13 protein-coding genes and 1 riboswitch are annotated in these 17,943 nt (G+C 67.2%); of the genes, 5 read left to right on the top strand and 8 right to left on the bottom strand.

Features of this window, described 5'->3' with window-relative positions:
• Nucleotides 1–37: 37 nt before the first annotated feature.
• From thrC to AC3A5T_RS06010, 4 genes are all read right to left on the bottom strand, one after another.
• Complete coding sequence (thrC, locus tag AC3A5T_RS06025) at nucleotides 38–1,339, bottom strand: threonine synthase (protein WP_487627793.1); 1,302 nt, start codon at nucleotides 1,337–1,339, stop codon at nucleotides 38–40.
• Complete coding sequence (locus AC3A5T_RS06020) at nucleotides 1,336–2,289, bottom strand: homoserine kinase (protein WP_487627792.1); 954 nt, start codon at nucleotides 2,287–2,289, stop codon at nucleotides 1,336–1,338. The genes thrC and AC3A5T_RS06020 overlap by 4 nt, the downstream gene beginning before the upstream one ends.
• The gene (thrA, locus tag AC3A5T_RS06015; protein ID WP_487627791.1) at nucleotides 2,286–4,805 is read right to left on the bottom strand and encodes a bifunctional aspartate kinase/homoserine dehydrogenase I; all 2,520 of its coding nucleotides are present in this window, start codon (nucleotides 4,803–4,805) and stop codon (nucleotides 2,286–2,288) included. The genes AC3A5T_RS06020 and thrA overlap by 4 nt, the downstream gene beginning before the upstream one ends.
• Nucleotides 4,806–4,893: 88 nt before the next feature.
• The gene (locus AC3A5T_RS06010; RefSeq protein ID WP_487627790.1) at nucleotides 4,894–5,046 is read right to left on the bottom strand and encodes a hypothetical protein; all 153 of its coding nucleotides are present in this window, start codon (nucleotides 5,044–5,046) and stop codon (nucleotides 4,894–4,896) included.
• A 144-nt stretch (nucleotides 5,047–5,190) separates the two neighbouring features.
• A riboswitch (TPP riboswitch) is annotated at nucleotides 5,191–5,286 on the top strand.
• Nucleotides 5,287–5,403: 117 nt separating this feature from the next.
• On the opposite strand from AC3A5T_RS06010, the gene thiC reads away from it, so the two are divergent.
• The gene (thiC, locus tag AC3A5T_RS06005) at nucleotides 5,404–7,281 is read left to right on the top strand and encodes a phosphomethylpyrimidine synthase ThiC (protein WP_487627789.1); all 1,878 of its coding nucleotides are present in this window, start codon (nucleotides 5,404–5,406) and stop codon (nucleotides 7,279–7,281) included.
• 123 nt (nucleotides 7,282–7,404) lie between these two features.
• A complete protein-coding gene (locus AC3A5T_RS06000) occupies nucleotides 7,405–8,001 on the top strand; it encodes a DUF4136 domain-containing protein (RefSeq protein ID WP_487627788.1) in 597 nt (198 codons plus the stop codon).
• Nucleotides 8,002–8,074: 73 nt separating this feature from the next.
• Here AC3A5T_RS06000 and AC3A5T_RS05995 read toward each other — a convergent pair whose 3' ends face one another.
• Nucleotides 8,075–8,380 carry a contact-dependent growth inhibition system immunity protein gene (locus tag AC3A5T_RS05995; RefSeq protein WP_487627787.1) on the bottom strand — a complete coding sequence of 102 codons (306 nt, stop codon included), beginning with the start codon at nucleotides 8,378–8,380 and terminating at the stop codon, nucleotides 8,075–8,077.
• A 15-nt stretch (nucleotides 8,381–8,395) separates the two neighbouring features.
• The gene (locus AC3A5T_RS05990) at nucleotides 8,396–9,163 is read right to left on the bottom strand and encodes an RNase A-like domain-containing protein (RefSeq protein ID WP_487627786.1); all 768 of its coding nucleotides are present in this window, start codon (nucleotides 9,161–9,163) and stop codon (nucleotides 8,396–8,398) included.
• Between the two features lie 203 nt (nucleotides 9,164–9,366).
• Between AC3A5T_RS05990 and AC3A5T_RS05985 the strand changes: the two genes are divergently transcribed.
• From AC3A5T_RS05985 to AC3A5T_RS05975, 3 genes are all read left to right on the top strand, one after another.
• Nucleotides 9,367–11,667: a winged helix-turn-helix domain-containing protein gene (locus tag AC3A5T_RS05985; RefSeq protein WP_487627785.1), complete on the top strand. Its 2,301-nt coding sequence runs from the start codon at nucleotides 9,367–9,369 to the stop codon at nucleotides 11,665–11,667.
• A 108-nt stretch (nucleotides 11,668–11,775) separates the two neighbouring features.
• Nucleotides 11,776–12,645, top strand: coding sequence for a helix-turn-helix domain-containing protein (locus AC3A5T_RS05980; protein WP_487627784.1), 870 nt, complete (start codon nucleotides 11,776–11,778; stop codon nucleotides 12,643–12,645).
• Between the two features lie 200 nt (nucleotides 12,646–12,845).
• Nucleotides 12,846–15,713, top strand: coding sequence for a TonB-dependent receptor plug domain-containing protein (locus tag AC3A5T_RS05975; protein WP_487627783.1), 2,868 nt, complete (start codon nucleotides 12,846–12,848; stop codon nucleotides 15,711–15,713).
• A 304-nt stretch (nucleotides 15,714–16,017) separates the two neighbouring features.
• Here the strand turns inward: AC3A5T_RS05975 and AC3A5T_RS05970 are convergent, their stop codons facing one another.
• Together AC3A5T_RS05970 and ppa are read right to left on the bottom strand one after the other, a co-directional pair.
• Complete coding sequence (locus tag AC3A5T_RS05970) at nucleotides 16,018–17,115, bottom strand: HDOD domain-containing protein (protein WP_487627782.1); 1,098 nt, start codon at nucleotides 17,113–17,115, stop codon at nucleotides 16,018–16,020.
• Between the two features lie 124 nt (nucleotides 17,116–17,239).
• Nucleotides 17,240–17,770 (bottom strand): inorganic diphosphatase, encoded by a 531-nt coding sequence (gene ppa / locus AC3A5T_RS05965; RefSeq protein WP_487627781.1) that lies wholly within the window; start codon nucleotides 17,768–17,770, stop codon nucleotides 17,240–17,242.
• Nucleotides 17,771–17,943: the final 173 nt, after the last annotated feature.

The following is a 17,943-nucleotide window of genomic DNA, read 5'->3' as shown; positions in this document are numbered from 1 at the left end:
AGGCCCTTTTTTCATGTGTGGCCGCAGGCATCGCCGCTCAGGAGCGGTCCGTGTCTCCGACCAGCACGCGGGTGAGTGCGTCGTAGGTGTTGCGCAGGTCGACGCCGTGCGCCGGACGCGCCAGGCACTCGGCCAGTGCCGGCGGCAGCTCGACCGGACGCGCCACCAGCGGCTCGACGATGGTGTCGAACTTGGCGGGGTGCGCAGTCGCCACGACCGCCCAGTCGCGCGTGTCGCCGTCCGCGCGCAGGGTTTCGAGCAGATGCAGGCCCGTGGCCGTGTGCGGGCACGGCACGATGCCGTGGCGCGCAGGCGCTTCGTGGATCGTCGTACGGATGGTCGCGTCGTCCACCGAGCGCGCGACGAACGCGGTGCGCAATGCGGCGTCGTCGGCATGCCAGTGGCGCAGCCGTTCGAAGTTGCTCGGTGCGCCGACATCCATTGCATTCGCGAGTGTGGCGCGCGTGGGTTGCGCGTCGTAGTCCGCGCCGTCGAAGAACCGCGGCAGCGTGTCGTTCGCATTGCAGGCCAGTCGGATCTCGCCCAGCGGCGCGCCCATCGCCCGTGCCACGAACGCAGCGGACGCATTGCCCAGATTGCCGGTCGGCACGATCAGATTGAACGCCTCGCCGGTCGCGGCGTGGTGGTGCGCGGCGGCGTGTGCGTAGTACGCGGCCTGTGGCAACAGACGGCCGAGGCTGATGCTGTTGGCGGTGCCCAGCGTGATGCGTGCGCGCAGGTCCGGATCCGACAGGGCCTGCTTCGCGAGTCGCTGGCAGTCGTCGAAACTGCCGTCGACGCGGTATGCATGCACGTTGTCGCCCCAGCATTCCAGACCGTGCGCCTGTCGCGGCGACACGCGTCCGTCCGGGTACAGGATCACGACCGAGAAACCGGGCCGGCGATGGAATGCGGAGGCGACGGCCGCGCCGGTATCGCCTGATGTCGCCACGAGAATCGTCGTGTCCGGCGCCGCGGGATCGCGCAGTGCGCCGAGCGCGCCGGCGAGGAAGCGGGCGGCGTAATCCTTGAATGCCGCGGTCGGACCGTGGAACAGCTCGAGCAGATGGTCGCCCGGACCTGCGAGCGGACGCAGCGGCGCGTCGAATGCGAACGCCGTCGCGCAGAGGTCTGGGAGTTGCGAATCGATCCGCGAACCGGAGAACCACGGCGCGAGGGTGGCGACCGCGGTGTCGACGAGGGTCGTGCGCGGGGTGACGAGATCGATCGTCGGAATCGACTGGGGCACGTACAGGCCGCCATCCGGCGCCAGACCGGCGACGAGCGCATCGTCGATGCCGACGGCGGGTGCGTCGCCGCGGGTGCTGACGAACTTCATGCGGCGTCTCCATCGAGCAGATCGGCGCGCGGACCTGCGACCGGCGAGACATGGGCCTGCGCTTCGATGCCGGCATCAGTGAAGCCTGCGCGCATTGCAGGTGCAGCCTGCTCCGCCGCCTCGCGCGAATCGAACCACGCGAACACGCTGGGTCCGCCGCCGGAAATGCTCGCGCCCAGCGCGCCATGCGCAAGGGCTGCGGCCTTGACCGCAGCGAAGCCGGGAATCAGCGGCGCGCGGCGTGGTTCGACCAGCACGTCGTGCAGGCCGGCGCGGATGAGGTCGCGATCACCGCGCTGCAGGCCGGTCAGGAACAGCGCCAGATGCGTGCTGTGGGTCACCACATCGTGCAGTGCGTACGGGTCCGCCAGCACCGCGCGCGAGCGGCGCGTTTCCAGTACCTGTTCCGGATGCACGACCACTGCGAACAGCCAGTCGGGCACGTCGAGTGCGATGAGCCGATCGGCGGTCGACAGCGTGACGCCGCCGAGCAGCATCGGCGCGACGTTGTCGCCGTGCCGCGCGCCGGACGCGACCGATTCACCGTCGAGCGCGAACGGATACAGCGCCTCGCGCGACAAGGGGACGTCCAGCAATGCATTGGCCGCGACCAGCGCCGCGACGCAGGAGGCGGCCGAGCCACCGAGCCCGGAGCCGAGCGGAATGCCCTTTTCCAGCGTCAGCGCGAAGCCGAACGGCAGCGACAACGCCGCGCGCAGCGACTGCAATGCACGGCCGGCGGTGTTGTCGGCCGCTGCCAGCGGCAGGCGATCGGCACCTTCGACCGCGCCGCCGATCGACTCGATGCGCACCTCGGGCGTGTCGATGCGACGCACGTGGGCGATATCGCGCGGGCCGTCGATCACATGGCCGAGCACGTCGAAGCCCACGCCGATGTTGCCGACGCTCGCGGGCGCGAACGCGCGCGCGGATGCAAGTCTGTCGCTCATGCGTGACGCCAGCCGGTGCGCGCACCGAGTGCGTGCGCGATCGCGAGCACGTCGCCGAACACGCCGGCGGCGGTGACCTGCGGGCCGGCGCCCGGGCCCTGCACGACCAGCGGATTTTCAGCATAGCGGGCCGTGGTGAACTGGACGAGGTTGTCGGTCAGACGTGTATGCATGCACGCATGATCGGCGGGAAGTGCGCGCACGCCAACACTCGCGTCGCTGCCGGCGCCGAGCCGGGCGATGTGGCGCAGCCCGCACCCGTCCGCGCGCGCTGCATCCAGACGCGCCTGCATCGGCGCATCGAGTTCGGACAGGCGCTCGAGGAACACGTCCAGCGGCACCTCGCGCAGCGCTTCGGGCACCAGGCTTTCGACGTCGGCATCGGCCAGCGACAGCGGCCGGCCGGCTTCGCGGGCGAGGATCACCAGCTTGCGGGCGACATCCAGCCCCGACAGGTCATCACGCGGGTCCGGCTCGGTGTAGCCGAGCGCGCGCGCTTCGCGCACGAGGTCGGAGAACGGCCGGCTGCCGTCGAAACTGTTGAACAGCCAGGCCAAGGTGCCCGACAGCATGCCGTCGATCGCGTGCAGCGTGTCGCCTGTATCGAGCAGATTGCGCAGCGTCACGATCACCGGCAGGCCGGCGCCGACCGTCGCTTCGTACAGAAAGCGGCTGTGACCGGCGACGCGTGCCTCGGCGATCCGCGCATAGCGCTGCCAGTCGCCGCTGCCGGCGTGCTTGTTCGGGGTGACGACGTGGATGCCGGCGGCGAGCCAGTCCGCGTACTTCGCCGCGACAACATCGCTGGCACTGCAGTCGACGATCATCGCGTGCGGCAGATGGTCGGCGCGGACGTGCGCGGCGAAGGCGTCGAGATCACAGGCGTCCGCGTGGTCGTCGAGCAGCGCGCCTGCGGCGTCCGGATCGAGGGCCGCATCACTCAGATGCATGCGCCGGCTACTGGCGACTGCACGCAGGCGCAGATCGACGCCTGCGCGCGCACGCAGCGACGGGATCACCTCGGCCAGCTGCGCCAGCAGCGCGCGGCCGACGTTGCCGGGGCCGATCACGCCCACCGACACCGTCTGCGGCGACAGCCAGAACGCGGCGTGCGCGGCGCGCAAGGCGCGCGTCGCGTCGTCCTGTGCGATCGCGACCGAGATGTTGCGCTCGCTCGCGCCCTGGGCGATGGCGCGGATGTTGACGCGGGCCTGCGCGAGTCCATCGAACAGGCGCGCCGCGACGCCCTGGCTGCCGACCATGCCGTCGCCGACTGCTGCGAGCACGCACAGGTCCGTCGTCACCGCGACCCCTTGTGCCTGGCCTTCGGCGATCGCATCGGCGAAGGCTGCGGTGATCGCGTCATGGCCCCGCGTCGCTTGCTCGGCGCGCACCACGCAGCAGATCGAATGCTCGGACGAGCCCTGCGATATCATCGTCACCGACACGCCGGCGCCGTGCAGCGCGGCGAACATGCGCTCGGCCATGCCGGGCACGCCGACGAGCCCGTTGCCGACGAGTTCGAGCACCGCGACATCGCGCACCAGGCTCAGGCCCTTGACCGGCGACGCCGCGGGGGCGGCCTCCAGCGCGATCAAGGTGCCCGGCGCTGCGGGATTGCGACTGTTGCGGATGCGCACCGGCGTGCCGCGCGACTGCACCGGCGCCAGCGTCTGCGGATGCAGCACCTTGGCGCCGAAGTAGGCGAGTTCGCAGGCCTCCGCGTAGGACATCGCGTCGAGGCACACGGCGTCGGGGACCAGGCGCGGATCGGCGGACAGCACGCCATCCACATCGGTCCAGATCGTCAGCGCGTCGGCATCGAACAGGTTGGCGAAGATCGCCGCGGAATAGTCGCTGCCGTTGCGGCCCAGCGTGGTGTCGTGGCCGTCGGCATCGCGCGCGACGAAGCCGGTGATCACGACGTCGCGGGCGCCGTGGGCGAGCCGCCAGGTCGCGAGCCGTGCGCGGCTGGCATCCCAGTCGACGACGGCGCCCATCTCAGCGGCGTGGACGACCAGCACCTCGCGCGCGTCGAGCCGGTGCCAGTCCGGGCCGAGCGCGGCCTGGGCGAGCCGCGACGAAAGCTGTTCGCCACAGCCGTGGATGCGCGCGAGGCGCGCGTCGTGCGCGTGCGGATCGACACCGGATGCGTGGTCGTGCAGATCGCACGCCAGCGCAGCGAACTCCTTCTCCAGCGTGACGTGCAGCGGGCCGCCCGCTTCGGATTCGAACGCGTCCGCCGTCTCGAGATGGCGCTGGCGCAGTGCCTCCCAGCCGGGCTTCCAGTCCACCCCGGCAGCGGCCGCATCGCCGAGTGCGACCAGCGCATTCGTCGTGCCGGCCATCGCCGAGACCACGACCGGCCGCAGGCGCGCGTCGGCGGGCACGAGCGCGGCGAGCCTGCCGATATGCGCGGCATCGGCCAGGCTGCTGCCGCCGAACTTGTGCACGTGGCATGCGAGCGCGGGCGATGCCGCGGGGGCAGGTGAAGCGAGTGGCGCGACAGCGGACATCGGAGAACTCCTCATGGAGCTCCGCAGCCGGCAGGGCGTGGGACGTGGCGTCCGCACCCCGGGTCGGGATGCGGAGCGGACGGTCAGATCAACTGGCGGCGCGCGTCCACATCCCGTGGCCGGTGGTACCGGTGCCGGTAATGGTGCCGCGCGTGGTGACGGACGCCGCGCCCGCACGCACGCCGACGGTCGCCGGGGTGGCGATCAGGCGGGTGGTGCGGTGGTTGGTGCGGTGCGTCATTTCCGCAGGGAATCACGCCGCTGCGCGGAGTGTCAACGGTTTTCGCGGTAACGATCGGCGCGTGCGCACGCGCCGGACGCAATGCGTGATGCGCGAAAGCCGACTGACGCTGTTGGGGCACGCGCGCGCTTCATGCTCTAATCCGCACCGAAGCGGGGGTACCGGCATCAGTCGGTTGAGACAGTCCCTTCGAACCTGATCCGGCTGATACCGGCGTAGGGAAGCTTCGCAGGACCTGCCGCAGAACCGTCTTCCGCGTGTGCACGCGGTTGTGGGTGCGCCGGGTCCGCGCCGCCGCTTCGTCCGCGAGAAAGAGAACCCGCTTCGGGTTCCCGTCGCCACCACAGGACGAATGCCATGAATGCCGTGCCCTCCACGCTGCTGCAGCAGACCGATCAGCTCTCTGGATCGGTGACGCGCCCGATCCCCGGCTCGCGCAAGATCCACGTTGAGGGCTCGCGCCCGGGCCTGCGCGTCGCGATGCGGGAGATCGTGCAGACGCGCACGCCGACGCTGTTCGGCGGCGAGGAAAATCCGCCGATCACGGTCTATGACCCGTCAGGTCCGTACACCGACCCGGACGTGACGATCGATCTCGCCGCAGGTCTCGCGCCGTTGCGCGCGCGCTGGATCGAGGAGCGCGGCGATACCGAGACGCTTGCGGCATTGAGTTCGGCATTCGGCCGTGGTCGCGAACACGATCCGAAGCTCGCGCACGTGCGCTTTCCGTCGCGCACCCTGCCGCGCGTAGCGAAGGCCGGCGCCAACGTGACCCAGATGCATTACGCACGCCGCGGCATCGTGACGCCAGAAATGGAATACGTCGCGATCCGCGAGAACCAGCGCCTCGAACTGGTGCGCGACGCGCTGCTGCGCCAGCAGCATCCGGGCGAGGCGTTCGGCGCGCACATCCAGCAGGTGATCACGCCGGAATTCGTGCGCGACGAGATCGCCCGCGGCCGCGCGATCCTGCCCAGCAACATCAACCACCCCGAAAGCGAGCCGATGATCATCGGCCGCAACTTCCTGACCAAGATCAACGCCAACATCGGCAACAGCGCGGTGAGTTCCGGCATCGCCGAGGAAGTCGAGAAGCTGGTGTGGTCGATCCGCTGGGGCGGCGACACGGTGATGGATCTCTCGACCGGCAAGCACATCCACGAGACGCGCGAGTGGATCATCCGCAACTCGCCGGTGCCGATCGGCACGGTGCCGATCTACCAGGCGCTGGAGAAGGTGGACGGTCGCGCCGAGGAGCTGACCTGGGAGATTTTCCGCGACACGCTGATCGAGCAGGCCGAGCAGGGCGTCGACTACTTCACGATCCACGCCGGCGTACTGCTGCGCTACGTGCCGCTGACCGCGAAGCGCGTGACCGGCATCGTCTCGCGCGGCGGCTCGATCATGGCCAAGTGGTGCCTCGCGCATCACCGCGAGAGCTTCCTCTACGAGCACTTCGAGGACATCTGCGAGATCATGAAGGCCTACGACGTGGCGTTCTCGCTCGGTGACGGCCTGCGCCCCGGCTGCATCGCAGACGCCAACGACGCCGCGCAGTTCGGCGAGCTGGAGACGCTGGGCGAACTCTCGAAGATCGCGTGGAAGCACGACATCCAGACCATGATCGAAGGTCCCGGACACGTGCCGATGCAGCTGATCAAGGAGAACATGGACAAGCAGCTGCGCGAGTGCGGCGAGGCGCCGTTCTACACGCTCGGCCCGCTGACCACCGACATCGCGCCGGGCTACGACCACATCACCAGCGCGATCGGCGCGGCGATGATCGGCTGGTACGGCACGGCGATGCTCTGCTACGTGACGCCGAAGGAGCACCTGGGCCTGCCGAACCGCGAGGACGTGCGCGACGGGATCATGGCCTACAAGATCGCCGCGCATGCGGCCGATCTCGCCAAGGGCCATCCGGGCGCACAGGTGCGCGACAATGCGCTCAGCAAGGCGCGCTTCGAGTTCCGCTGGCAGGACCAGTTCCATCTCGGCCTCGATCCCGAGAAGGCCGAAGCCTTCCACGACGAGACGCTGCCGAAGGACGCGCACAAGGCCGCGCACTTCTGCTCGATGTGCGGCCCGCACTTCTGCTCGATGAAGATCACCCAGGACGTGCGCGATTACGCGGCCGAGCACGGCGTCGACACCGGGGATGCGCTGGCGGCCGGCATGGCGGAAAAGTCCGCGGAGTTCCGCGCGCAGGGCGCCGAGGTCTACCGCCCGGGCTGAATGCACGGCGGCCGGATGAACCGTTCCTCCGGCCGTCGCATCCGCGCGACACCGCACCGCGTATGTTCAGTAACGGTATCGGGACAGCGCGTCACGATCCGCCCCAGAACAGGGAGATCCGATATGAAGACTTCGACGTCCCGCATCGCCGCCTGGCTCGTGGCGCTGTGCGGCCTCGTGCTGCTCGCCGGCTGTGCCACCGGCCCGCGCATCACCACCGAGGCCGATCCGCGCGCCGACTTCTCGGCGTACCGCACCTGGTCCTTCTACACGCCGCTGGCGATCGAGAAGGAAGGCTACGAAACCCAGACCAGCGAGATCGCCAAGGCGGCGGTGCGCGCCGAGATGGAACGCCGTGGCTACCGCTACAGCGAATCCAATCCGGACCTGTGGGTGAACATCAATGCCTACATGGAACGCCGCACCGACGTCAGCAGCTATCCGACGGTCGACTACGCCTACTACTACAGCTACCGCGCGCGCGGCTACTTCGCGGTGCCGTACTGGAACGAGCGCACCAGCGTGTACCGCTACACCGAGGGCACGATGAACATCGACCTGGTCGATGCGCGCGCGAAGCGTCTGGTGTGGGAAGGCATCGCGGTCGGCCGCGTTTCCAATAACAAGCCGGATCAGCGGGCACAGCGGATCAACTCGACGATCGCCGAGATCTTCGCGAACTATCCGCACCAGTCCGGCGCACGCGCCCAGGCGATGTAAGCGGGGCGCATTTCCGCGGTGAAAAATGAACGGGCCTTGCGGCCCGTTTTTTTTTGTGCGTGCGATGCAGGCTTCAGTCCGCGTCGGTGCGGTCCGCGCCCAGGTCCTGCGCGAGCCGCTGCAGCCAGCCGCGCCAGGTGGCGCCGTCGCGGGTCGGATCGTACTCGCTGCCCAGCGCGGTGATCCGATGGCCCAATGCGACTTCGTCGAGCCCTTCTCCGAGCAGCGCCTCGGCCTCGGCGCGCGCGCGCGACACCTGCTCCGGTGCCTCGCTGCCGCGGTAATAGGCGATCACCGCTTCCGGCGTGTCGTGTTCCATCGCCCAGTCCTGGTGGAAGTAGGCGGTGAAGAAGTTTTCCAGCGTCGGATAGGCGCTCATCGGGGCGTCGACTCGTCAGGGCTTGTTGGGATAGCCGGTCACGATTCTATAGCCGATGTCGAGCTGGTTCGAACGCTCCAGGACCAGGCGTACCGAGAACACATCGACTGCGCTGGTGTCGCCACGGCTGACCGAAATCCCGGTGCTGGCGTCGAACGTGGTGTCGATGACCAGACGGTTGCCGCCGCTGCCGTCGGCCCAAGCATCGACGCGGGCCTGGTGGTCGGCGATCGTCGCGGACACGAAACGCTCCGCCTCCGGCAGATTGCGGAAGCTGGACGCCGCGCTGATGTTGTCGCGGCTCACCCGGTCGAGCAGCCACTGCTCGCTCTTGCCGACGTGACGCTCGATCAGATGCCCGCCGGCCTCCTCATGTGCCTCAAGTCCGCCGCCCGGGACTTCGGCAGGCGCGTCGGGGCCTTCGGGCGACTCGACGCTACCGAGATAGGTCTCGATCCGGCCGACCGTCGCTTCGACCGCGTCCCGCTCGACGCGCGACAGCGCCTGCGCCGGCAACGCATTCAGCGCATCCCGGATGTCACCGAGCAACTGGGCGAGTTCGTCGTCGAACACCGGGCTGCGTTCGGCGAGGGTCACCGCGTCACCGGTCTCGGCCAGGAAGCCGGTCAGCTCGCCGGCATCCAGTCGGGCGGCGATGTGGCTGTCGAGCGCATCGCGGCCCATTGCAGCGAGTCCGTCCGAAGCGCCAGCGCCCTCGGGCCGCGGGGCCGTCGCCGACCAGTTGGCCTGGGACGGGACGAACGGTGTGGCGGTCACATCCATCGGAATTGGTGTCCTGTCATGGGATCGCAGGACACTAGAGCGCCGCCGCGCTTCCGACAGCCTCGGGCGGACCCGAGGTCGCGGGGACCGTCCATGACCTGTGGCCCGCGCGTTGTGCGGAATCTGGCTCCAGACTGCACTTCATTCAGCCTGCCTTGGCTAACCTCGCTCACCTGCAAACTGGTGGTCCGATGCCAAACCCGATGTCGCCCGACGAGCCGACGCCCCTGCGTCTTCGCGTGGGCGACGGCGTCGTCGATTTCGCGACGCGCGAGATCCTGATGCTCGGCGCGCGTGGTCCGCGCCGGGTGACACCGAAGACGATCGGGGTCTTGCGAATGCTGGCCCAGGTGCCTGGTGCCGTCGTGGGGCGGCACGAGCTCCTTGCCGAGGTATGGCGGGACACCATGCCGACCGATGATGTCCTGACCCAGGCCATCACCCAGTTGCGCAAGGCGTTCGGCACCGGTTCGGCTGGTGCGGAAGCCGGCAAGCGTTACGTGGAAACGATCGCCAAGGGCGGCTATCGCCTGACCGTGCCCGTCGAGGTCATCGCGCCCAGTCGTCCGGCGATGCCCGGAGTGGCCGGCGTTCCACCAAGTGCCGATGACGACATCGCGGACCTAGCGCTGCCCGCAGTTCCGAAGTCCCGGCCAGCCACCCGTCACCGTCGTCGCTGGTTGCTCGCGTGCGCGGCAATCGCAAGCGTTGCACTGTGCGGGATCGGTGTGTGGATGACGCTCGAGGCGATGCGAACCACGTCCGGAACCACGGCTCGCAGCCCAGGCCCTTCGCCGGTCAGCCTGCCCTACCGACTGATTACCAATGCGTCCGGCTTCGAGCTCTCGCCTTCGCTGTCACCGGATGGCTCTATGGTGGCGTACGCGGCGTCTGGCGTGGGTGACGCGACCCAGCAGTCCACGATCATGGTGCAGACCACATCGAGTGCGGTGCCACGCGCCATTTCGCGTCCCCCGCCGGGCGCGCGTGATGAACTGCCTGCTTGGTCGCCGGACGGCCGCGAAATAGCGTTTGCACGATGGGACGCGGATGGCGCCTGCCGCGTGCTGCTGGTGCCGGCTGCTGGCGTCGGCAATGAACGCGAGATCGCGCGTTGCGACCGCAGCGATCTGCTCAGCTTCGAATGGCTGCCCGATGGCGGCGGACTCCTGTTCGGCACGATGACCGGTGTAGACGGGGACGCACGCTTGCGGATCCTCGATCCCGACGGCGGGCACTGGCGGGATCTCGATTATCCGGGCGCGCCCGGCGACATCGATTTCGCGCCACAGGTGTCTCCGGATGGCCGGTGGATCGGATTCATCCGCAATCCACAGATGGGTGATCTGTGGCGCGTGCCGGTTGATGGAGGGACGCCGCAGCAGATTACCCACCTAGGCGCGGAGTTTCGAGGATGGAGCTGGGGGCGCGACAGTGACGCCATGGTGTTCGGTCTGCGGGTGGACGGGGAGGCGAGGCTGTATTCGGCCCGGATCGAGGATGGATCGATCGTCGACCTCGGGATCGAGGATGCGCAGTCGCCCACGATCTCTGCGGCCAGCGGCATGATGGCGTTCGTCCACCGCAGGCCCCAGTTCGGTTTGTATCGCGTGGACGCGACGAACGGCGAATGGCGTCGCCTGTTCCCCTCTTCAGGGCGGGACGCGCAGCCCATCGTGTCGCCGGATGGCAAGCAACTCGTCTTTACGTCCGATCGCGCAGGCCGGTTCGAACTCTGGTGGGCGCGTCTCGATGCGCCGGAGTCGCTCCGCCCCATCGAGCGCGTGCGCCCGGATACGCGCCAGCCGCCCGCTTGGTCAGAGGATGGCAGTCATCTTCTGGTGACCGCACTGGACGATGCCAACGCCCCCATGATCCTGGAGATCGAACCCGTCAGCGGAAGCGTCGAGCGTCTCGATCTGCCCAGTACCCATCCAGCGCAAGCGGCGTATGGCCCGCCCGGCATCCTTTACGTGGTCGAGGGAAATCACGCAGATGGCGGGACTTCACTCGTGGCCTACGATCGTCGCACCTGGCGTGTGCAGGGCCGCATCGAGGACGCGTCCCAGGTCCGGTTCGATCCGGTGAACAGGCGCGTCCTGTACTCAAGGCTGGATGCCAATGGCCTCTGGAGTGCATCGCCTCGTCTAGACGCCGCATCGATCGTCCGGTTGAGCGAAACCGTACCGTCCCGGTGGCGATATCGCAGCTGGTCACTCGCGACTGGCGGCACGCTCGTCTACCTGGACGCGACGCCCGATTGCAGGTCCCGTGTAGTACAGCATGCGGCGCGACAGGAGGGACTTGAACAGATTGGGGACGAGTGTGTGGATTCCGCCATCTACGGTGCAACCAACGGTTTTTCCACGGTAGGCCGTTTTTGGTACATCGCTCTCGCCTCAGAAGACGACAGCGACATCGGATTTACCACGGCACCCAGACTCGTCCGAGACAACGTGAAGCTGTCCAAGTGGCTAATTGAATTGAAGAAAATTATTTCGTGATTCTTTCGTAAAAAAATTCGTACTGATTTCGGCAAAGTCTAGTATCGAATTCGGGCAAAAGATTGCGCACGGCAGCACAACATCCGCCTCGTTCAATGGGGTGTTGGCATGTCGAACTGTCTGTGGGCTGCGCGAGGCCAGATGTTGGCACTGGACGTCGTGGCGGATGCCGCTCAATGCATCGGGACGGCCCGTCTGGGCGGCGTTCAGATGTCGGCGCCGGTATTCAACGTCTGGATCCAAGTGCGAGGCGACGCGTGGATCGAGTCGAGGGAAGGGCGCTTCCGTCTGACACGCGGCGACTGGATGGCGTTCGAGAAAGAGTCCGCACCGCTCGTGCAAAGCGGTGCGAACGGACTGTGTATCGGGATTGCGCTCGACACCGCTGCTCTCGACGCCTTGCAGTCGCTGAGCGACAGCAGCCTCTACGCAGGTCGGGGGCAACTGAACGCACGTGAGCTGCTGACGCTCTTCAGGCTTTGGCGCGAAGCCGCGCATGCGGATGGTCGGGCACTGACGGTCCGCCCACTGTTGCTGCAGCTCGCCAATGTCCAGCGTGAACTGGCGACGCGTGTACGGCGCTGTCCAGGCCGTTCCAGGAGCCGCAAGCGGCAGGTGTTCGGTCGCATGCAGCGCGCGCATCTGTTTCTCGAAGGGAATGCCGATCGGGTGGTCAGGATCAGCGAGCTCGCCGATCTGACCAGCTTCTCGAGCTGGTATTTCTCCAAGGCCTTCCACGCCCTGTACGACGAAAGCCCGCAGGCGCTATCGGTTCGCTTGCGTCTGGAGCGCGCCGCGCTCCTGTTGCGCACGACATCGATGATGGTCGGTGAGGTCGCTGCGGCAACCGGTTTCGACAATTGCTGCAGCTTCGCTCGTGCGTTCAAAAACCATCACGGCGTACCGGCGAGCCGCTATCGGGCCGTTAGCCGCGCCCCTCGGCTGAACGGACACAACGAAGCCCACGCATCGGCTTAACACTGGCGGATGACTTCGGCAGCGGTCTGGCTGCGTCGATTGCCCAAACGACCGATTCGGCAAAGTGAGAGAGTGACAGTGGCAAGGCAGTCCAAGTCGTTCCAGACGTAACGTGCCCATGGCGTCTTAACGCCTCAGTAACACACACACTCTGGAGAGAGACTTTGAAGAATTTTCGCACTCCCGCACTGCGGAAGGGCTTGCTGCCAGCCGCGATCCTGACCGCGATCGTGCCGGGTGCCGCTTTCGCTCAGGCGCAGACCTCGGAAGCCCCGACCACCCTCGACCGCATCGAAGTCACCGGCTCGCGCATCCGACAGGTCGATCTGGAAACCGCCCAGCCGGTGTTGCAGATCACCCGTCAGGACCTCGAGACCCAGGGTTACAGCTCGGTTGCCGACATCCTCGAGAACATCACCTCGGCCGGTTCGCCGGCCATCAGCCGCGCCGCGCCGCTGAGCTCGGGTGAGGCAGTGGGTGGCACCTACATCGACCTGCGCAACCTCGGCCCGCAGCGCACGCTGGTGCTGGTCAACGGTCGTCGCCTGGGCATCACCACCGGTGGCCTGCAGGACGTGTCTGCGATCCCGACCGCGATGGTCGAGCGCATCGAAATCCTGAAGGACGGCGCCTCGACCATTTACGGTTCGGACGCGGTCGCCGGCGTGATCAACATTATCACCCGTCGCAATTTCGACGGTGCCGAAGTCGGCGCTTATTACGGCCAGTGGGGCGAGGGCGACGGTGCGGTCGAGCGTTACGACATCGTGGTCGGTTCGAAGGGCGAGCGCACCTCGCTGACCTTCGGCGCCGAATACGCGAAGGAAGATCCGGTGTTCGCGCCGGACCGTTGGTTCTCGCGCGACACGTTCCCGACCGGCCCCAAGAGCGCGCCGATCCCGGGCGGCGCGTCGGGCACGCGTAAGGAAGGCCAGTTCACGTTCGGTGGCGTCAACTACACGCTGCGTCGCGACGTGCCGAATCTGGATCCGACCCAGTTCTCCAGCTATCGCCCGGTGAATGCCGCGCTCGACCAGACGTTCCCGAGCCAGCAGTCGACGGTCTATAGCGGCATCGAGCGCAAGTCCGCTTTCCTGAACTCCATCGTCGACATCACCGACAACATCACGCTCGAAACCGACGTGCTGTACTCGGATCGTGATTCCTATGCGCGTAACGCCGGCTATCCGTTCCGCAGCGCCGATTTCGACAACAGTGCTGATGGCTTGTCGGCCGACAGCGTCTTCAATCCGGTCGGCGTCGACGTCAACTACGCGCGTCGTGGTTGGGAAGTGCCGCGTGAAGTCCGCAACAGCCTGACGACGTTCCGCATCAGCAACACCGTCAAGGGCTCGTTCGAGTTTGGCGACAACCGCATCTTCGATTGGGACGTCGGCCACCTGTACAACCAGAACAAGGGTGTGCAGATCAGCACGGGCAACCTGAACACTCTCAATGTCGCCCGCGCGACCGGGGCGTCGTTCCGCAACTCCGACGGCGTCGTCCAGTGCGGCACCGCGGCCAATCCGATCACCCTCGGTACCGGCCCCGGCGCTTGCACGCCGTGGAATCCGCTGATTCCGTTCGGCTACCCGTCCGAGAACAGCCTCGCCGATCCGAATGTGCAGGCCTACCTGTACAAGCCGGGCCAGGCGCTGTCAGAGACCGAAACCCGCAGCTATTTCGCCAACCTCAGCGGCTCGATCTTCGAGTTGCCGGCCGGCGATCTCGGCTTCGCGGTGGGTGTCGAGCACCGTCAGGAACGCGGTTCGTTCTCGCCCGACGCGCTCGCGCAGACCGGCGACTCGACCGACCTCGCCTCGGGCCCGACCGGCGGTTCCTACAGCCTCGACGAAGTCTATGCCGAGCTGCAGATCCCGCTGCTGTCGGACGTGCCGTTCGCGCAGGAACTGAGCATCAATCTCGCCTCGCGTTACTCGGACTACGACACCTTCGGTGATGCCACCAACAGCAAGGCCGGTTTCGTGTGGAAGCCGATCGAATCGCTGCTGGTGCGCGGTACCTGGTCGCAGGGCTTCCGCGCGCCGACGATTGCCGACCTGTTCGGTGGCGAGTCGCAGTCGTTCGAGTTCTACGCCGACCCGTGCGACTCGGTGTTCGGTATCGCAGCCGGTTCCGCACGCTGCTTGGCCGACGTGCCGGCGGACTTCCGCCAGCGCGCCAACACCGCGAGCGGTTTCTCCGAAACGCAGGAAGACCAGTCCGATCGCGCCTTCACCTCGGGTTCGAACCCGGGTCTGACGCCGGAAGAGTCGGTCAGCAAGACGCTGGGCCTGGTCTACAGCCCGTCGCAGGTCGAAGGCCTGAACGTCGCGCTCGACTGGTGGAACATCCGCATCGACAACACGATCATCGGCGATGCGCCGACGACCGTGCTCGACGACTGCTACGCGCGTGGCATCGAAGCGCGCTGCTCTGATCCGACGGGCTCGCGCTTCACGCGTGCGGCTGACGGTACGATCACCTCGTTCTTCTATGCCGGCGTCAACGCGGGTTACCAGGAGACCGAGGGCTACGACCTCGACATCAACTACGCGTTCCAGACCGACTACGGCAACTTCCGCGCGTCGTGGCTCAACACATACGTGTCGAAGAACGAGCTGAAGCAGGACAGCAACGATGCAGTGCCGCCGTCGCAGGCCAACGGCTTCTCGGGTGGCGCGGGCATCAACTTCCGTATCCGTTCCAACGCCACGCTGGGCTGGGAGATGGGTGATTTCGGCGTCACCTGGACGGCGCGCTACTACTCCGGCGTCAAGGAAAGCTGCCTGACCACCGACATCGAAGGTTTCTGCAGCCTGCCGAACTACACCGCACCTGATCTGGCCGGCAACATCTCGCCGCAGAACGAGATCGGCTCCAACACGTTCCACGACGTCCAGTTCCGCTGGACCGCGCCGTGGAATGCGACGGTCTCGGTCGGTGCGAACAACGTGTTCGAGCACTACTCGGCGCCGATGTACTCGAACCCGGCTTCGGGCTCGGCCTACTACGGCGGTTACGACATCGGTCGTTTCCTGTACATGCAGTACAACCAGCGCTTCTGATACATCGAAGCCCTGTGTGATCCGCTACGGCCCCGAAAGGGGCCGTAGTTCTGTGGGGCGCTGTCGTTCTGCGGACCGCTCTTCCAGCTGAAAAAAAGCCGCCCAAGGGCGGCTTTTTCTGTTTCGATGCAAGCCGGTCGACGCGCGGATTCGAGCGCAAGCGGGCGCCGCGTCGATGTGGCGACCCTCGAATGCCGGCTGTGCGCCGCCTTAGGTCACATCCTGGCGCGGGGGCAGGGACAAGCGCCGATCAAATCGCTCTGCGTTCCGTATCCGAACGCCTCGTCGCCGATTGTCAGACTGCCTACGCCTGCCCCAGGCCACGCAACCGGTCGGCATGCGCGCGCCAGTCGTCGAGCCTGTCGAGGACGCCGGTGCGCTGCAGGTACTCCTCGCGCACCGGCTCGCCCGAGGCGAGTGCGGTCGCGACGTGGACGGCGCCGGTGATCCAGAAACTGCGCGTGCCGGCGCGGACCGGGTCGCGCTGGAACGCCACCGCTTCGATGATCGGCATCGGCAGTCCCCAGAGCCCGAGCAGATAGGCGCCCGCTTCGGTGTGGCCCGACGCGTCGGACGGCTGGCCGTCGACGGTTGCGCGTTCGTCGCGGACGCCCGGCAACAGCAGACCAATGTCGGCCAGCAGGGCCGCGGTGGCGCCGAGTTCGGTGCTCGATTCCGGGAGCATGCGGCGTGCGAGCTGCGATGCCATCAACGCACGTTGCTGCATCGCCGGGCGATCCAGGTCGCTGCGCGCGGCATAGGCGAACACTTCGCTGGTCAGCACCAGATCGCGCATCGTCACCATGCCCAGCCGGGTCACGGCCGAGCGCAGGTCGGTGATGGTGCGGCCGAACGAGAAGTACGCCGAGTTGCACAGCTGCAGGACCCGGGCCGCGATGGCGGGATCGCCCGAGATCAGCTGCGCGATGTCGGCGGCACTGGTGTCGTCGGAGTCGAGCGCGTTCGCCAGCGCGAGATAGGTCTGCGGCGGCGATGGAAGCCTGTCGATCCGGCCGATGCGCTCGCGCAGCATCGGGTTGTCGAGCAACTCGCGCAGTTCTTCGAGGCTGGCGATCGCCTCGAGCAGCTGGGCCTCGCCGACCGGCATGGGCAGGAAGCGGTGCGCGAGCGACAGCAGGCGCGCCGGCGGCTGGCCGCTGACGACCGCGATGCGCGAGGCTTCCGGGTGCAGCGTGCGGATCCGGCCGAGCAGGGCGTCGACCGGCATATCGGGCAGCATCGGCGCGACCAGCACCACGTCCGGTGGCGCCTCTGCGATCGACGCCAGGGCGGTCGCGCCATCGGACGCGCGCTGCACCTGCCACGTCGCGTCCATGTCCGCGACGAGCGCAACGAGATCGGACGGCAGGCCGTCCTCGCCACCCACGAAAAGAATGCGCACGCAGGACGTCCCCGGATGGCCGCAGCACCCCCGTGGCGTCGGCTCGCGGCGATGTTAGCAACCACGCCGCGCGGGTTTCGGCGGCGTGTCGCAAACTGTGACGGCGGAAACGCCGTCGCAGCGATTACTCGGCCTTGTAGGCGGCGATGGCGTCGTTGAGCAACGCCTTGGCTTCCGCCGCGTCACCCCAGCCGCTGATCTTCACCCACTTGCCCTTCTCGAGATCCTTGTAGTGCTCGAAGAAGTGCCCGATGCGCTCGAGCCAGTGGGCCGACACCTTGTCGAGGTCGTCGACGTGGGCATAACCGCTGAACACCTTGTCCACCGGCACGGCGAGGATCTTCTCGTCGCTGCCCGCCTCGTCGGTCATCTTCAGCACGCCGACCGGACGGCAGCGGATCACCGAGCCCGGGATCAGCGGCAGCGGCAGCACCACCAGCACGTCGGCCGGGTCGCCATCGCCGCAAACGGTGTTCGGCACGTAGCCGTAGTTGCAGGGGTAGCGCATCGGCGTGGACAGGATGCGGTCGACGAAGATCGCGCCGCTTTCCTTGTCGACCTCGTACTTGACCGGCTCGGCGTCCTTCGGGATTTCGATGATGACGTTGATTTCGTCCGGCGGGTTCTTGCCGGTGGAGACGGAGCCAAGGCCCATAGCGATGCACTTCCAGTGGTCGATAAGATCGCCCATTTTACGGCCAACGATGTTGCGGCGCAGCGCTGATCGCGGGCGATGGTTTCCGATGCAACGTCGGGCGCGACCATCGACCAAGGGTACGCCCCAGTATGGTCGTGCCATACGGGGGCGTACATATGGACACCGACTTC

This window comes from Luteimonas sp. Soil_C_16 (genome assembly GCF_057657295.1).
The sequence above is the reverse complement of the archived record's forward strand: the minus strand, read 5'-3'. Positions and strand labels throughout refer to the sequence as shown.

What these genes read in the sequence shown, in the direction of transcription:
- AC3A5T_RS06020 (WP_487627792.1), bottom strand. Translation starts at nt 2,289, where the DNA reads ATGAGCGACAGACTTGCATCCGCGCGCGCGTTCGCGCCCGCGAGCGTC.
- thiC (WP_487627789.1), top strand. Translation starts at nt 5,404, where the DNA reads ATGAATGCCGTGCCCTCCACGCTGCTGCAGCAGACCGATCAGCTCTCT.
- thrA (WP_487627791.1), bottom strand. Translation starts at nt 4,805, where the DNA reads ATGTCCGCTGTCGCGCCACTCGCTTCACCTGCCCCCGCGGCATCGCCC.
- AC3A5T_RS05980 (WP_487627784.1), top strand. Translation starts at nt 11,776, where the DNA reads ATGTCGAACTGTCTGTGGGCTGCGCGAGGCCAGATGTTGGCACTGGAC.
- AC3A5T_RS06000 (WP_487627788.1), top strand. Translation starts at nt 7,405, where the DNA reads ATGAAGACTTCGACGTCCCGCATCGCCGCCTGGCTCGTGGCGCTGTGC.
- AC3A5T_RS05985 (WP_487627785.1), top strand. Translation starts at nt 9,367, where the DNA reads ATGTCGCCCGACGAGCCGACGCCCCTGCGTCTTCGCGTGGGCGACGGC.
- AC3A5T_RS05995 (WP_487627787.1), bottom strand. Translation starts at nt 8,380, where the DNA reads ATGAGCGCCTATCCGACGCTGGAAAACTTCTTCACCGCCTACTTCCAC.
- AC3A5T_RS06010 (WP_487627790.1), bottom strand. Translation starts at nt 5,046, where the DNA reads ATGACGCACCGCACCAACCACCGCACCACCCGCCTGATCGCCACCCCG.
- AC3A5T_RS05990 (WP_487627786.1), bottom strand. Translation starts at nt 9,163, where the DNA reads ATGGATGTGACCGCCACACCGTTCGTCCCGTCCCAGGCCAACTGGTCG.
- ppa (WP_487627781.1), bottom strand. Translation starts at nt 17,770, where the DNA reads ATGGGCCTTGGCTCCGTCTCCACCGGCAAGAACCCGCCGGACGAAATC.
- thrC (WP_487627793.1), bottom strand. Translation starts at nt 1,339, where the DNA reads ATGAAGTTCGTCAGCACCCGCGGCGACGCACCCGCCGTCGGCATCGAC.